Annotated in this window: 16 protein-coding genes; 4 read left to right on the top strand and 12 right to left on the bottom strand. The window is 58.6% G+C overall.

The window, feature by feature from the left end:
- Positions 1–8: 8 nt before the first annotated feature.
- The 4 genes from PSH90_RS03505 to PSH90_RS03490 all read right to left on the bottom strand — a co-directional run bounded on the left by PSH90_RS03505 (position 9) and on the right by PSH90_RS03490 (position 4348).
- Positions 9–1358, bottom strand: coding sequence for a GntP family permease (locus PSH90_RS03505; protein ID WP_305382180.1), 1350 nt, complete (start codon positions 1356–1358; stop codon positions 9–11).
- A 365-nt stretch (positions 1359–1723) separates the two neighbouring features.
- Positions 1724–2617: an NAD-dependent epimerase/dehydratase family protein gene (locus tag PSH90_RS03500; protein WP_305382179.1), complete on the bottom strand. Its 894-nt coding sequence runs from the start codon at positions 2615–2617 to the stop codon at positions 1724–1726.
- Between the two features lie 103 nt (positions 2618–2720).
- Entirely contained in the window at positions 2721–3632 is a 912-nt protein-coding gene (locus PSH90_RS03495) for a LysR family transcriptional regulator (RefSeq protein ID WP_305382178.1), read from the bottom strand.
- Positions 3633–3757: 125 nt separating this feature from the next.
- Positions 3758–4348, bottom strand: a complete 591-nt coding sequence (locus tag PSH90_RS03490) for an NAD(P)H-dependent oxidoreductase (RefSeq protein WP_110646653.1) — start codon at positions 4346–4348, stop codon at positions 3758–3760.
- Positions 4349–4529: 181 nt separating this feature from the next.
- Between PSH90_RS03490 and PSH90_RS03485 the strand changes: the two genes are divergently transcribed.
- A complete protein-coding gene (locus PSH90_RS03485) occupies positions 4530–4844 on the top strand; it encodes a putative quinol monooxygenase (protein ID WP_039759648.1) in 315 nt (104 codons plus the stop codon).
- Here the strand turns inward: PSH90_RS03485 and PSH90_RS03480 are convergent.
- Positions 4834–5598 (bottom strand): sulfite exporter TauE/SafE family protein, encoded by a 765-nt coding sequence (locus PSH90_RS03480; RefSeq protein ID WP_305382177.1) that lies wholly within the window; start codon positions 5596–5598, stop codon positions 4834–4836. The two genes, PSH90_RS03485 and PSH90_RS03480, sit on opposite strands and share 11 nt — an antisense overlap.
- A gap of 232 nt (positions 5599–5830) precedes the next feature.
- Here PSH90_RS03480 and PSH90_RS03475 point away from each other — a divergent pair, with 232 nt between their 5' ends.
- Together PSH90_RS03475 and PSH90_RS03470 are read left to right on the top strand one after the other, a co-directional pair.
- Positions 5831–6769: a LysR substrate-binding domain-containing protein gene (locus tag PSH90_RS03475; RefSeq protein ID WP_236169259.1), complete on the top strand. Its 939-nt coding sequence runs from the start codon at positions 5831–5833 to the stop codon at positions 6767–6769.
- A 41-nt stretch (positions 6770–6810) separates the two neighbouring features.
- Positions 6811–7161 (top strand): cupin domain-containing protein, encoded by a 351-nt coding sequence (locus tag PSH90_RS03470; protein ID WP_016770579.1) that lies wholly within the window; start codon positions 6811–6813, stop codon positions 7159–7161.
- A 201-nt stretch (positions 7162–7362) separates the two neighbouring features.
- On the opposite strand, the gene mmsB is transcribed toward PSH90_RS03470, so the two are convergent.
- Both mmsB and PSH90_RS03460 read right to left on the bottom strand, forming a co-directional pair.
- Entirely contained in the window at positions 7363–8250 is an 888-nt protein-coding gene (mmsB, locus tag PSH90_RS03465; RefSeq protein WP_305382176.1) for a 3-hydroxyisobutyrate dehydrogenase, read from the bottom strand.
- A gap of 10 nt (positions 8251–8260) precedes the next feature.
- A complete protein-coding gene (locus PSH90_RS03460; RefSeq protein WP_305382175.1) occupies positions 8261–9787 on the bottom strand; it encodes a CoA-acylating methylmalonate-semialdehyde dehydrogenase in 1527 nt (508 codons plus the stop codon).
- A 149-nt stretch (positions 9788–9936) separates the two neighbouring features.
- Here PSH90_RS03460 and PSH90_RS03455 point away from each other — a divergent pair, with 149 nt between their 5' ends.
- Entirely contained in the window at positions 9937–10917 is a 981-nt protein-coding gene (locus PSH90_RS03455) for a LysR family transcriptional regulator (RefSeq protein ID WP_305383104.1), read from the top strand.
- 386 nt (positions 10918–11303) lie between these two features.
- Here PSH90_RS03455 and PSH90_RS03450 read toward each other — a convergent pair whose 3' ends face one another.
- From PSH90_RS03450 to PSH90_RS03430, 5 genes are all read right to left on the bottom strand, one after another.
- Positions 11304–11756, bottom strand: coding sequence for a hypothetical protein (locus PSH90_RS03450; protein WP_305382173.1), 453 nt, complete (start codon positions 11754–11756; stop codon positions 11304–11306).
- A gap of 272 nt (positions 11757–12028) precedes the next feature.
- Positions 12029–13030: a hypothetical protein gene (locus tag PSH90_RS03445; protein WP_305382172.1), complete on the bottom strand. Its 1002-nt coding sequence runs from the start codon at positions 13028–13030 to the stop codon at positions 12029–12031.
- Positions 13031–13085: 55 nt separating this feature from the next.
- Positions 13086–13481, bottom strand: coding sequence for a hypothetical protein (locus tag PSH90_RS03440; RefSeq protein WP_093438344.1), 396 nt, complete (start codon positions 13479–13481; stop codon positions 13086–13088).
- Positions 13482–14234: 753 nt separating this feature from the next.
- Complete coding sequence (locus tag PSH90_RS03435) at positions 14235–14861, bottom strand: hypothetical protein (RefSeq protein WP_305382171.1); 627 nt, start codon at positions 14859–14861, stop codon at positions 14235–14237.
- A gap of 198 nt (positions 14862–15059) precedes the next feature.
- The gene (locus tag PSH90_RS03430) at positions 15060–15479 is read right to left on the bottom strand and encodes a hypothetical protein (RefSeq protein ID WP_305382170.1); all 420 of its coding nucleotides are present in this window, start codon (positions 15477–15479) and stop codon (positions 15060–15062) included.
- Positions 15480–15651 lie beyond the last annotated feature (172 nt).

Here is a 15651-nt window from a genome sequence, read left to right as displayed (position 1 = left end):
GGCTCCGGTTACAGCAGGTAGGAAAGGCCGACGGTCAGCGCGAAAGCGACCAGCGAAATCAGCGTCTCGAGCACCGTCCAGGTCTTGAACGTCTGCGCGACTGTCATGTTGAAGTATTCCTTGATCAACCAGAAGCCGCCGTCGTTGACGTGGGAAAAGATAACCGAGCCTGCGCCGGTCGCCAGCACCAAAAGCTCAGGGTGTGGATAACCCAGACCGATGGCCACCGGCGCAACGACGCCTGATGCGGTGGTCATCGCCACGGTTGCAGAACCGGTGGCGATACGCATCAGCGCGGCGAACAGCCAGCCCATGATCAGCGGCGACAGGTGGAATTCGTGAGCGAGGCCGACGATCTGATCGGTGACGCCGGCATCCACCAGAATCCGGTTCAAGCCGCCACCCGCGCCGACCAGCAAGGTGATGCTGGCGGTGGGCGCGAGGCATTCGTTGGTGAACTTGAGGATCGATTCGCGGTTGAAACCCTGAGCAATGCCCAGCGTCCAGAAGCTCAGCAAAGTCGCCAGCAACAGCGCGATCACCGAATTGCCGATGAACAGCAGGAACTGGTTGAACGCGCTGCCGGGGGTGGAAATCAGGTTAGCCCAGCCGCCGATCAGCATCAGCACCACCGGCAGCAGAATGGTTGCCATGGTGATGCCGAAACCCGGCAATCTGTCGCGCGGCTCGCGCTCGAGAAATTGCTTTTCCAACGGATTGTCCGCCGGCAATTGAATGCGCGGCACGATGAACTTGGCGTACAGCGGCCCGGCGATGATCGCGGTCGGAATGCCGATCGCGATCGCGTACAACAAGGTCTGCCCGACCGACGCCTGATAGGCCTGCACCGCGAGCATCGCCGCCGGGTGCGGCGGCACCAGCGCATGCACCACCGAGAGCCCGGCAACCATCGGCAGACCGACCATCAGAATCGACACGCCAACGCGGCGGGCGACGGTGAAGGCGATTGGCACCAGCAGGACGAAACCGACTTCGAAGAACAGCGGCAGACCGACCAGAAACGCGATGCAGACCATCGCCCAGTGCGCGTTCCTCTCACCGAATCTGTCGATCAGCGTGCGCGCCATCTGCTCGGCACCGCCGGACTCGGCCATCATCTTGCCGAGCATCGTCCCCAACGCCACCACCAGCGCAATATGCCCCAGCGTCTTGCCGACGCCCGCCTCATACGCACCGACCACCGCCGACGGCGGCATCCCGGCCACCAGCGCCAGGCCCAGGGAAATCAGGGTGATGACAATGAACGGATTGAGCCGGTAACGGGCGATCAACACGATCAGCGCGATGATGGCCACAGCGGCGTAGACCAGCAGCCAATAGCCGAAGGAAGGCGTCATGCGGTACTCCTCGAAAGGGTCACGTTCGAATGGGTTGTGAAACTCATAAATCATTTCGAGATCGAGATTTCAAACCGCATGAAAGTAATTTTCGTGGAGAGACAAGGTGTGTCGCTGGTGGGTATGGGGTGTCGTGATTAATGAAAATCGGAGGGCGGGATTTTCATGGCTTCCTGGCCACCACAAAGTCCCTGTGGGAGCTGGCTTGCCAGCGATGACGGCGCCACGTTCAACATGGGTGGCGACTGATCCACCGCTATCGCTGGCAAGCCAGCTCCCACAGGAATTACATTTTTCCAGGCAGAACGCGGTCACCTGTGGGAGCGAGCCTGCTCGCGAATGGCTTCACTCGGTGCGCGCTGGACTCACACCATTTCGTTACGAATCCATTCCACCACCGACGTGCGCTTCGGCGTCCAGCCCAGCAGTTCCCGGGCGTGTTTGCCGCGTACGCGGCTGTTGGAGCCGAGGCCGTAGTTGGCCATTTCGTAGCCCCATTCGGCTTCGGCGTCAGGCAATGGCCAGTCTTGCGGTTTGCCCAGATCGAGGGCTTCGGCCATGGCGGTGGTCATGTCGATGAACGAGGCTTCACCGCTTTCAACGAAGTAGAAAGTGCCCGGCACATTCCTAGTCAGCGCCAGCCGATACAAGGCGACGACGTCTTCGATGTGCACGTTGGACCAGATGTTCTGCCCTGTCCCGACGTGGCGCACCACGCCGCTCTTGCGCGCCTGTTTCAGCAGTCGCGGCAATTGCACGCTGTCGCGTTTGACGCCCAGGCTGTGGCCGTAAATCAAGGTATTGCAGATCACCGCCGAGTTCACTCCATCCTTCGACGCAGCGAGCACCAGGTTGTCGATGGCTACGCGATCGGCCTTATCGACAGTCGGTTCCGGCAGGTGGTCTTCGTAGTAAATGACATCGCTGGATTTGCCGCCGGAGGCATCGCCAACGATGCTCGAACCGCTGGTGTGCAGAAAGACTTTATTAGAACCGCGCAAAGCGTCGAGCAACGCTTCAACCGCACCGCGATGATCGCTGCTGGCAGCGTTGATCACCGCATCGGCGGCACGCGCCTGTTGCGCCAGCAATTGGCTGTCATCGAGGGTGCCGATTACCGCGTTCATGCCTAATGCTTTCAGCTCATCAGCCTGCTCCGCGCTGCGCACCAGACCAGTAACTGTGTGCCCGGCCTGCAACAGGCCGGTGGCGATGGAACCGCCGATAAAACCAGCCGCGCCGGTAACGAATACGTTCATGGAGAAACTCCCTGCGTGAATAAGTGATGCAGCGAGTATCGGCCGATGAAACCCGGCGAAAAACCCGCCCTCGGCCAATTCACTCTTGCGCAGGGATCACGAATCAGCCCTTGAATTCGGCGCTGGCGTAGGCGGCAAGTTTGCCCTGGATAAAGTCGAGGAAGCACTGGATACGCAACGCCAGTTGCGAGTTGCGGTAGTACACGGCGTTGATCGGCTGGCGGTAGCCACTGTTGAATTCGCCGAGCAGGACTTTCAGGCGCCCGGCACGGATGTCGTCGATAGTCATAAAGTGCGACAGGCAGGCGATGCCCTGCCCCTCCAGCGCCAAATGGCGCACGGTCTCACCACTGGAGGCGCTGATTGCCGGAGTGATCGGCCAACGGTCGCCATGCACATAGCGCAGCGGCCACTGGTTGAGGCCTTCGTTCTGGGTAAAGCCGAGCAACGTGTGTTCGCTCAAATCCGCCACTTGTCGTGGTGCACCGTGCTTCTTCAAATAGGCGGGGCTGGCAACAATCATCAACGGACTGCAACCGAGCGAACGCGCATGCAGCGTCGAGTCGGCGAGAGTGCCGATGCGGATGGCGACGTCGGTGCTTTGTTCCAGCAGGTCAATGATCAGGTCATTGCTGTTGAGTTCGAGTTGGATGTCCGGGTACAGCTGCCGGAATTCGTCGATGTAGGGGACGATGGCGTGGAGCATGAACGGCGAGGCGGCGTTGATGCGCAGGCGCCCGGAGGGAGTTTGCTGGCGCGAAGACAGACGCTCTTCGAGTTGATCCATCTGGTCGAGAATCAGCTTGGCCTGTTCGAAGAAATACTTGCCCTCCTCGGTCAGGTCCATGCGTCGCGTGGTGCGGTTGATCAGCGTGGTGTCGAGCTTGGCTTCGAGCTTCGACAGCGTGCGACTGACGGCCGACGGCGTCTGGCCGACCTGCTCGGCGGCGGCGGAGATCGAACCGCACTCGATCACGCAGACGAAAATCTGCAACTCATCGGATCTGGCTTTCACGGGTTCCCTCTTTGAAATCGCCAAGATCGCAGCCTGCGGCACCCCTACATTGGAATGCATTCCCCCTGTAGGAGCTGCCGAAGGCTGCGATCTTTTGCTGTGACCCCGATATTAGCCTGAAAGCCTCAAGCCTTGAGGCCAAACACCTCAGTCAGATGCTGCTCATAGCGCACCACATCATTCTCGATATTCGGACGCTTCATCACGTCGACGCAGAGGAAGGTCGGCAACGCGGTCATGCCCAGAAACTCGTTGGCCTTGTGGAACGGGAAGTACACCGCGTCCACGCCTTTGGCTTCGAAGAAATCCGTCGGGTCATCGAAGGCTTGCTGCGGCGCGTTCCAGGTCAGCGACAGCATGTATTGCTTGCCCTGAATCAGACCGCCACTGCCGTACTTCTGCGAGGCATCGGAACGGGTGCGGCCGTCGCTGGCGTAGAGGCTGCCGTGCCCTTCGGTGAAGACTTCGTCGAGGTACTTTTTCACCGTCCACGGCGCGCCCATCCACCAGCCCGGCATCTGATAAATGATGACGTCGGCCCAGAGGAATTTCGCCACTTCTTCGGCAACGTCATAGCCCTCGTCGATAAACGTGGTCTTGACGTCGACACCGCCGCGATCGAGCACGCTCAGCGCGGTTTCGTGCAGGGTGGTGTTATAGCGGCCATCGGAATGGGCGAATTTTTTACCGCCATTGAGCAACAGCACTTTCTTCATCGGAAAACCTCGGCGCAGCCTTCAAGGCTGGATTGAAACAGGAATTGGAATGGCGGCAGATTAACCATCGATCTCGCGCGGAAACAGCCACATCGACGCAAAATACATTTGATCAAAACGCACGAATCGATCGCCAATTGTTGCCGTAGCATCGCCGCTTTCTGCTTTTGAGGAAGTTGTGATGAGTGAACGCCAGGGTTTTATCCTGCACGCCAAGACCCGCCCGGAAAAAGCCGCCGAGTTCGAAGCGCTGTTCCGTGCTTACGTGGAGCCGAGCCGCGCCGAACCGGGCTGCATCGAGTACCACATGCTGCGCGACAAGGAAGATCCGACGCTGTTTATCTTCTACGAGATCTGGGCCAGCCAGGCGCATCTGGATGTGCACTCGGCGTTGCCGCACATGAAAGCGTTTTTCGCCAGGCGCATGGACTATCTGGAGCGCGATTTCGATATCCGCCCGATCGACATGCTCAGCGAATCGTCGGCTAGCCGCTGATCAGCAAATGGGCGCCGAGCGTGCCCAGTCCGATAAAGAAGACCCGCTTGAACAGCACCGCACTGATGCGCTGACGCAGCCACTGACCGAGCAACATGCCAAGCATGGCCGGGATCAGCGCCAGCAGCGAGGCGCTCAATTCGCCACCGCCGAGTGCGCCGTGCCAGAGCAGCCCAGCGGCCAGCGCCAGGGTCGAGACGGTGAAGGACAGGCCGAGCGCCTGCACCAGCTCATCGCGGCTCAGCCCCAGCGCTTGCAGGTACGGCACCGCCGGAATCACGAAGACGCCGGTGGCGGAGGTGATGACGCCGGTGATAAGGCCACACAGCGGGCCGAGCCAGCGTTCATGTCGCGGGTTGACGTGCAAAGTCGGCAGAAACAGTCCGCTCAATGCATACAGCAACAGCGCCGCGCCAAGTCCGCGCACCACCCAATGGCCGCCGGCCATCCCGATCCACAGGGTGCCGATGCCGGTGCCGAGGAAGATCATCAGCAGCATGGGCCAGAGGCGTTTGATCAATCCTTGCAGATGACCGCCGAAGGCCAGTTGCCAGAGGTTGGTCAGGGTCGCCGGAACGATCAACAGCGCGGCTGCCTGCGCCGGCGCCATAGCCAGACCGAGCAGGCCCATGGCAACAGTGGGCAGGCCGAGGCCGATCACGCCTTTGACCGTGCCCGCAAGCAGGAAGGTGGCGATGACCAGTAGCGACAGGGTCAGGCCGAGGGTTTGGTAGAAGTCGGTCAGTGTGTGCATTGGGGTAATGTGCACTGATCCGGGCTGGGGGAAAATCTGCCATATACTTAGGCAGCCTCTTCCTTTGCAAGAGGCTGATCTTTGTAGTGAGGCATCTGGCCTCATCGCTGGCAAGCCAGCTCCCACAGAATCTCGGTTGTTCATCCATTTAGAGATCAACAAGAAACCTGTGGGAGCTGGCTTGCCAGCGAAAGGGCCAGCCCACACACCATAAAAATCAGAGGCAAACTCCATGCATTTCGACCTCACCGACCTGCGCCTCTACCTGCACATTCTCGACACCGGCAACATCACCGCCGGCGCCGCCCGCAGCCACTTGTCCCTCGCCGCCGCCAGCGCCCGAATCCGCGCGATGGAAGCCTCGCTGGGCGCCGAATTCCTCGAGCGTGGTCGGCGCGGCGTCACCCCGACGCCTGCCGGCAAAGCCCTCGCCCGCCACGCCCGCATTCTTTTGCAACAGGCCGAACGCATGCAGCAGGATCTGGCCGATTACGCGCATGGCGTCAAAGGCCAGGTGCGGCTGTTGTGCAACACCACGGCGATCACCGAGTACCTGCCAGAAGTGCTCGCGGATTTCCTGCGCAGCCATCCCAATCTCGACATCGATCTACAGGAACTGCCCAGTGCGCGAATTACCCATGCCTTGCGCGAAGGCGCAGCGGACTTGGGCATCGTCTCCGACGCGGTCGACACCAACGGCCTGCAGACCCAGGCGTTTCGTGATGATCCGCTGGTGCTGATTCTGCCGCTTGATCACCCGTTGTCTGACGTTGCCGAGGTCAGTTTCAGCGACGCGTTGCAGCACGATTTTGTCGGATTGAGCGCCGACAGCGCATTGGCGATTTATCTGGAAGAACAGGCGCTGCACAGCGGCGCGCGGATGCAGGTGCGCATTCGCGCCGATGGCTTTGATGGCGCGATGCGTATGGTCGCAAGAGGGGCGGGACTGGCCATCGTGCCCTTGGCCGCTGTCGAACGTACGGCGCTCAAACGGTTCCAGTGCGTGACCCTGAATGAGCCGTGGGCGCGCCGCGCGTTATTGCTCTGCGCGAAAGACTTCGCCGCGCTGCCGGGTTATGCCCAAGCGCTGTTACAAGCACTTATTGCTGCGCGCGTTTCTGAGCACTCCGATGTCGACCCCAGACAACTGAGCGGCGACCGGCCGCTATAGGGTGCGACTTCAATTCTCAAGTCCACCTGCCCGGAGTCCCCATGACCGCGACCGCCCCTATCACCGTTCTGCGCGACACCCACCCGCTGCCAGTGCTCGACGCCTGCAAATGGGAAAAACTCGAAGGCGACCCGCACACCGTCAACCTCAATGCCTACACCAGCGAAGACGGCAGCAAGATCATGGGCACCTGGATCTGCACACCGGGCAAGTGGCGCGTCGATTATGTGAAATGGGAGTACTGCCATTTCCAGGAAGGCTACTGCGTGATCACCCCGGACGGCATGGCGCCGATTCATCTGCGTGCTGGCGATATCTTCGTGGTTGAGCCGGGCATGAAAGGCACGTGGGAAGTGGTCGAGACCGTGCGCAAGTATTTCGTCTTCGCCTGATGCAAAAAAGCCGGGAAATCACCCGACGTGATTTCCCGGCAAATATCCCGGCGTTGCTAAAACCTGTGGCGAGGGGATTTATCCCCGCTCGACTGCGCAGCAGTCGCAAACCCTGAGCACTCGGTTTACCTGACACACTCCAGGGGGCTGCTGCGCAACCCAACGGGGATAAACCCCCTCCCCACAAAGGGCTGATCGCGATTACTGCGGCTTGCGATAGCTGTTGATGATCGCCGAGAAGTCTTTCCCACCGTCACCGCGCTGACTCATCGCCTGATACAACTGCTGCGCCACCGCGCCGAGCACCACCGGCTGGTGCGCCTGCCGCGCCGCTTCCGTGGCCAGCCCGAGATCCTTGAGCATCAGTTCTGCACCGAACCCGCCGGTATAACCGCGCGAGGCCGGCGCCGTTTCGACGATGCCCGGCCAGGGGTTGTACATCTCCGAACTCCAGCAACGCCCGGTCGAGCTGTTGATGATCCCGGCCAGCACACCGGTGTCTATCCCCAGCGCATCGCCCAACGCCATCGCTTCACTGACGCCGACCATCGAAATCGCCAGCAGCAGGTTGTTGCAGATCTTGGCGATCTGGCCGGTGCCGACTTCACCGCAATGCACGATGTTGCGGCCCATCTGCGCCAGCACCGGTTGCAGGGTGGCGAACAGTTCCGAGGTGGCGCCAACCATAAAGGTCAACGTGCCGGCAGTCGCTCCACCGGTGCCACCGGACACCGGCGCATCGGCCATGGACACGCCTTGTTTGGTCGCCGCCGCTGCCACATCGCGGGCGGTCTGTGGATCGATAGTGCTGCAATCCACCGCCGGCACACCTTTGCCGATACCAGCAAGTACGCCGTCTTCACCCAGCCAGACACTGCGCACGTGCACAGCCGCCGGGAGCATGGTGATCACCAGTTCGGCATCCTCCGCCGCCTCGCGGGCTGAAGCGCGGATGGTGCCGCCCAGTTGCTCGAGTTCCGCCAGCACGGTTTTGTTCAGGTCGACCAGATTCAGCGAGTGGCCGGCCTTGATCAGGTTGCGCGCCATCGGCGCGCCCATGTTGCCCAGCCCGATAAATGCGATTTTCATGATCGAATCCTCAGCGCAGGTTGATGGTGGTGTTCACGCCGTCGTTGACGCTGTCATCATCGAACCAGCGCGCCGTGACCGTTTTGGTCTGCGTGTAGAACTGCACCACTTGCTTGCCGTACGGGCCGAGGTCGCCGAGTTTCGAACCGCGCGAGCCGGTGAAGCTGAAGAACGGTACCGGTACCGGAATCGGGATGTTGATACCGACCTGACCGACGTCGATTTCCGTCTGGAATTTACGCGCCGCCGCACCGCTCTGGGTGAACAGGCCAGTGCCGTTGCCGAAAGGATTGGCGTTGACCAGCGCAATCGCCTGGTCGAGGGTGTCGACTTCCAGCACCACCAGCACCGGGCCGAAGATTTCCTGGGTGTAAATCTGCATGTCGGTGGTCACACCGGAGAACAGGGTCGGGCCGACAAAATTGCCTTGTTCATAACCCGGCACGCTGATGTCACGACCATCGAGTTCAAGCTTGGCGCCTTCCTTGATGCCGCTTTCGATCAGTTCGAGGATCCGCGCCTTGGCTTTTTTCGAAATCACCGGGCCGACATCGGTACCCGGCTCGCTGCCGGCGTTGACCTTGAGCTTCTGCGCCAGCGCTTTCAGGTCTGGCAGCCACTGTTTTGCGGCACCGACCAGCACCACCACCGACGTGGCCATGCAACGTTGCCCGGCGGCACCGAAACCGGCACCGACCAAGGCATTCAGCGCTTGCTCGCGATTGGCGTCCGGCAGTACCACGGCGTGGTTTTTTGCGCCCATCATCGACTGCACGCGTTTGCCGTGTTTGCCGGCCAGGTCATAAACGTGGGTGCCGACAGCGGTCGAACCGACGAACGACACGGCTTTGATGTCCTTGTGCGTGCACAGGCCATCGACCACATCCTTGCCGCCGTGAACCACGTTGAGCACGCCAGCAGGGACGCCCGCTTCGATCGCCAGCTCCACCAGCAACATGGTCGACAGCGGATCCTGCTCCGAAGGCTTCAGGACAAAGGTGTTGCCGCAGGCGATCGCCATCGGGAACATCCACAGCGGAATCATCGCCGGGAAGTTGAACGGCGTGATGCCGGCGCACACACCGATCGGCTGGCGCAGGGTGTAAGTGTCGACGCCGCCGGCGACGTTCTCGGCGAATTCACCCATTTGCAGGGTGCCGATCGAGCACGCGTGCTCGACCACTTCCAGGCCACGGAAAATATCGCCCTCGGCGTCGGCAATGGTCTTGCCCTGCTCGGCGCTGAGGACCACGGCGATGCGCTTGGAGTGCTCGCGGATCAGCGCTTGCAGCTTGAGCATGACGCGCATCCGCGCGCCGATCGGAGTCAGTTTCCAGGTCTGGAACGCGCGCTGCGCGGCGCTGACAGCGGCATCGACCTCAGCGGCGGTGGCGAACGGAACCTTGGCCAGCACTTGCTGGGTGGCCGGGTTGACGATGTCGTGCCACTCGGTGGTCCGCGACTCGACCCACTCGCCGTCGATCAGCAGTTTGACCTTTTGCAGCGTGGTGTCGTTGGGCGTAAGCGATGCGTTCATGCTGGTCTCCAGAACTTGTTTTTATCGTAGGAGCCAAGGCGAAAGGTTCGCCTTGAGATGAGGCGTGTGTCGCGAATTGGTTGTCGGACTGTTTTTGGAGTATAGATGTGCAAACTTCTAATAAGAACGCACATATAAGCCCGACCATCATGCAAAAAAACATCACCTCGCTAGGCTCGCTGAACTGGGACGACCTGAAGTTTTTCCTCGAAGTCGCCCGCACCCGCAAGGCCAGTACCGCCGCCAAACGCCTGGCCGTCGACTACACCACAGTGTCGCGACGGATCAGCTCGCTGGAAGCGGCGCTGGGCACATTACTGTTCGAAAAGTCCCGCACCAGCGGCTTCGTCCTGACCACCGAAGGCCAGCGCTTGCTTGGTTATGCCGAGTCGATCGAAAGCACATTGCACATGGCTTGCGAGCAGGTTTCTGGCTCGGGCGTGGCCCTGTCCGGCCATGTGCGCATGGGCTGCACCGAAGGCTTCGGCAGTTTTTTCATCACTCCGCAACTGAGCCATTTCGTCGACGCCTACCCGGCAATCTCGGTGGACATCCTGCCGCTGCCGCACTTCATCAGCCTGTCCAAGCGCGAGGCCGACATCGTCATCGCCCTCGAGCGGCCGGAGCACGGGCCGTACGTCTGCTGCAAACTCTGCGACTACCATTTGCAGCTGTACGCAACCCAGGACTATCTGGACAAACACCCACCGATCCGCCGCCCGGCCGACTTGAGCAAGCATCAATTCATCAGTTATGTGGATGATCTGGCGTTCAGCTCGGAGCTGCTCTACCTGGCCAACGTGCTGCCCGGCGCCAGCGCGCATTTGCGCAGCACCAGCGTGATCGCGCAATACGTCGCCGCACAGCAGGGGCGCTCGCTGGCGATCCTGCCGTGCTTCCTCGCCGCACAAGACCCGCGATTGCTGCCGGTGCTGCCGGAGGAAATCGACATCACCCGGCAGTTCTGGATGTACTGCAGGGAGGATTTGCGCAAGCTCAAAAGAATCACTCTGTTATGGGATTACATAAGAGAGGTGACTGAGCTCAATGGCCCGCTACTGCTGGGCGAAACGCGTGTCCTACTGTTCGCAGACGGAGAATCTACAAGGAGTAAGGGAGACCTATCCTAACGGCCTCATCAGGCTCTTGGCAACGACTTGTGACAGGGGTTGTGACACCGTTTATGACAGTCGAAAGGGTTCTGACAGTGGCGCACACAGGCGCGATAAGGACCCCACGCGGGCATCTGCGAGCACCTACGCGAGGGCCACACGGGGGAAGCTGAGCCTGTCAATGCAATGAGGTGGTCTCTCAGATTTTTCTGTCAGATTCTCGTTAAGGTCCCTTGAGGTGCCCGAACAGCCAAAAGGCCAGATGGACAGCCACGCAGACCAGATAGGCAGCCTGTAGGGTGTCCATGAGGTTCTCCTTTGGGATTCGATTAGATGGCCTTGAGGCCAAGCTGAGCTGCTCGTGCCGGTGTCAGGTTGCCCTTTGCTACAGCAGCGTGCAGACCCTACTGGGTGTTCTTGTGGGGAACCTTAAGGGCCTTCCAGTCACAGCGGTCATTGAATACATGACGCTCAAAGACGGCAGCGCTATGGTGATTGCCCATACTGCGCATCTTGTCGGCAACAATGAGAGCGACCTCAGGCATCTCAAGGATGGCCTCGAAGGCGTCATAAACCATGTCCTTAAATTCATCGGAGACCCAGCCAGCGAACTCAATGGTTGCTCGTTTGGTCGCGAGGGTCTGAGCAGCACGGCCTTGGATGACCTGCAAATTTTGCATGTCTAAAAACCGCTGAGCTTGCTTGGTTCGCCACTGTGCTGGTGCTTTACCCTTGGGTAGCTTCAAGGTCTGCCAGATGTCAGTCAAATCCCACATACCGAAGTCGTTAGCCTTGAAGGCCTGACCCTCGATGATGATGACGTGGGAGGCGTGCTTGTGTTGGATGTCGATTGTCATTTCATGATTTCCTTTTGTTTGCTCTCTGAGTTCGCTCCCACAGACCAGCACACAGGCCCCATGACGGGCTCTGATCGGTGGCTTAGAGAGCAAACAGAAAGACTGTGTTTGATGGATGCCCAGCGACGGGCGAAGGTTTGAAGCGAGGTTGACTGGCTTTGATACGGATTACGGTTGCCCGTCCCCGAGGGTGAGGGTTCTTGATTGCTGTGAAGCGGTGCCCCTGCCAATCCCTCTCGGGTCGGTCTTACGGGGCTTCCAAAGGATATTTCTCAGGTCAGCTTGATGTTGGTAATCATCGGGAAGGCCACAGCTTCGGTCTGGAGACCATCAGCGGTCAGCTTCACGCGGACCTTGCCGTTAGCCACGATGTCTACGGTGGTCATGATCTCAACGTCCCAGCACTGATGGGCACCATTACGGGTCGCTTGGATCTTCCAGATGTCTCCGTTACCACCTTCGCGATAACTCAGCGAGGTGAACATCTTAGGCAGCAAGAACAGCCCGTAGTCAGTGCCGCTATAAGGTTGCACAGAGGCACCGATCAGAGACTCGATGTCTTCAACACCTGCACGCTGAGCAGCACGCTCAAGAACCGCGAGCAACGACACCGGCAGCAGAACCACAAAGTCCGACAGGGAGCTACCTACGGTCTGGTTGATGTTCATCGTCAAGATGTCGATCAGATCCTCAGCGACCTCCACAGGCTTACCGGTTGGCTTAGTCTCGGAGACGCTTTCGGTGCTCGGAGCTGTAGCCAGAATGCCAGCGATCTTGCCAGCGGCCTCATGCTCAATGTCTCGTAACAGCTTCTCACCGGTCTGGTGCAAGGAGCCCTCAGTGAAGCCCGCCATTAGGTTGTGGTCGAGGATGGTGAAGCGCTTGCTGATTACCAGAGCTTTATCGGTGGGCTCGGTGAAGATCACAGACCCGGCCTGGACTTCGCCCTTCGAGATGGTTTCGTTATCCCAGTTCTTACGAGGGTCGAAAGTGACGGAGCGATCAGCCATCGTGATGATTTGCTGACCGGTAGCCTCGGAGCCAGCCGGGCGGAATTCACAAGGCGTATGTTCGATTGCCGCTTGGCGCCACTCGTCACCGTTGAGGTAATCGTCGAGGGCCTCTGTAAGGGCTTCAACATAGACGGACACATCGGTAGCCGCTTGGGTCTCCACACGGACATCAGCCGTATTGAAGCGGATCGACCCGTTTTGACTATCGGTGAGAGCAGTGCTGTAAGTCGATGGTTTGACGTATTGGTTAGGCTGTTTCATTGGAATAGGTCTCCTGAAGAAAAGTAGGGAAGTGATTGGTGCAGGTCTGGAGCTATCAACCGTTATTACGGGAGCGTGCTGCCAAAACCCTTTGAGCTTGTTCACGGATGGCAGCAGCACGGGCCTCTCTTTCAGCTTTCGCTTGGGCCAGTTCGCGGGGAGTTCGCTCGCGTAAACGCTCAGCACGCTCATCAGCTTCTCGCTGGAGTTGCTCACGGGTCTCTTTCTGCTCCCGCTTGGTCATGAAGTAGACCTGAGCGTCCTCTTGGATGGCCTTGAGGGACAAACCGGCTTCCTCGAAAGCTTTGATAACGCCGAACTTGGTGCCGTTGTTCCGGCCACACTGGGCCATCAACAAGGGCAACATGACGCTTTCGACGTACTCACGATTGAGGGTCTGCCCCGACACAGTTACTTCGTTCTTCAGGACTTTGGTGATGGTGATATTCATGGGTTTGGATCTCCTGTGAGGTGACCCTTTGATCGACCTTGGCGCCATAGACGCGCACGACAAGACGGCAAGGAGGGAGCCGCATGGGCATCTTCCAAGGTCGATCAAAAGGTTCTTGGTTTGGGTTATGTGGCTAATGCTGGATCAGGACATGGCAAGCCTGAAGGCATCTGAAGGGACAACCGTGGCGACGGCTGGGAGCTGCTGCTATCGATGAGAATTATTTTTGAGAGTATTTCTACCGGGTAGCCATAGTGAGGGTTTTTAAACGTCACTGGACGGAATGCTCATTACCTGAGTGAGATTCGCTCAGTTCCACCCATGGGAATCTTCAAGGGTGTCGTTGCGACAGCTTGGAGGCAGACCCCTCGATTTATGAGAAGGGACACCCGCTCAGCCGTCTTTAAGGAACACTTCAAGCGAACCTCAGTGAGCATTGCTTCTTGTTCGATAGAGACCAGACCATGAGCGTAGGCTCTCCAAGAGGCCCTTCCATTGTTCAGGACACCACGAAGCGCTATCAGGTGAGACCGAGTTGGAGTTGGAAAGAGTTCAGAAAGGATCTCAGCGTCCGCTTCGGTGAGCTTGGAGATGGCTGGGTAAGACAGGATGGGCATAATTGATGAGCCTCCTTTGCGTTGCTCTTTAAGATTTCTTGAAGGGAGGGGTGATTAATATCACTACCCCTCTCTCATTGAGGCGGGTCGATGAGCTGAAACGTGGTCATTGAGATGTTTTTATTAACATACGACGTTAAGTCGGAGACGCCCGATATAGAGCCTCTACAGCCAGCTCAGCCTCCAGCGCTGCCTTAATCTTCGGGTGTCTCTCCACATACGACGAGATCCCGTGGGCGGCATGTCGGGCAGCCTTGGCGATGCGCTGGGCGGTGCGTAGGGTGTACTCGCTGGTCCGGCAGGATTCCGCTGAGATCTCCGAGAGGAACAAGGCGGCGACCACACAGAGAGACTTGACATTTACCTTGCCGCTGGTGGTGTTGGTCTCCGCGCTTGTGTAGATCGACCCGGTGATGATGTCGTCTGCCCAGTTCGGCAGATGCGGCGTCGCAAGGAAAGGCATGAAGGCAGCCGCTGGGTTTGTAAATACGGTCTTTGGTCGGCCACGCTTGATAGGCTCAGCCTCGACAACTGGGACAATAGCCTCAGACTTCTTAGCGGCAACTTGGAGTGTGGCGTAGTCGGCACTCAGGTCTTCGCTTCGGCGCTGGGCAGCCCATGCTTCAAACTCAGCTCTTGGGTCCTTGCGTCGAACTATCTCCTTACGAGCGACGATTGCGCCTGTGACTGGATCAACGTGGAGGATGTGCCCCGTCTCCTGATCGACGTGGCGGTGTGGCAGGTTGGCGGTGAAGCTGGTCATAGTGTCGTTCTCCTGTGTAATGGGTAGCCACAGTGAGGGGTTTTGCGACAACGAACTTTGGACCAGCAAACACAGGCCTTCAGGGCATCTTTAGGATTCTACGAACACGCTCCTACGCTCAAGTAGCAAGGCCAGGACCCAGCGAGTCGATTAGATTTCACGTAGGAGCTCCCTAAATTTGAATCTGGAGTAATCGCTTCAACCGACGAGCTTATATGCCATCCAGATTTTAGCCGTCACATATAGGACGAATCCTAAAGCTATCAAAGAGTTTCTTACGTGACGGTGGAGAATTGTTGACTCAGCATAGTCATTAGCGAGGCGACGACCCTCTAAAAATTTCGCCTCATTTCTATTTTCAAACCCCTCCAGAAACATCGCATTGTACTTTATGACCTGCACAGCATTTTCTACTCGTCGATATGCAAAGAATGCCGCAAGGCCCAGCACAATTAAGTCGATCAAAAAAAGGGTTTGGGGATTCATTCCTAATGGAGCATACGGATTGCTCTGTGCCAGATAAGCGCAGGCCGCGACGATTGCACCCAGTAAAAAATGGTCCGCTTTTGAATTGGCGTCTAAATACTGCTTGTGCATCTCATTGCTGGGTGTGCTCATTAGCTTCCCTCTAAATCGATTAACGATGCCCGATAGTCTCCTTTGTTGGAGAGACCCAGGCCAATCGAGTGCTTACTGTTGAACCGGACACACCTGTGAAAACGCTTTGACGAGTGCCTCAGCCATCCGCCCAATCTCCACAGCACTCCCCGCCCCGTAAAGATCAAAGCTG

The sequence above is a fragment of the Pseudomonas sp. FP1762 genome (assembly GCF_030687105.1).
Classification (GTDB): Bacteria; Pseudomonadota; Gammaproteobacteria; order Pseudomonadales; family Pseudomonadaceae; genus Aquipseudomonas; species Aquipseudomonas siliginis.
The sequence above is the reverse complement of the archived record's forward strand: the minus strand, read 5'-3'. Positions and strand labels throughout refer to the sequence as shown.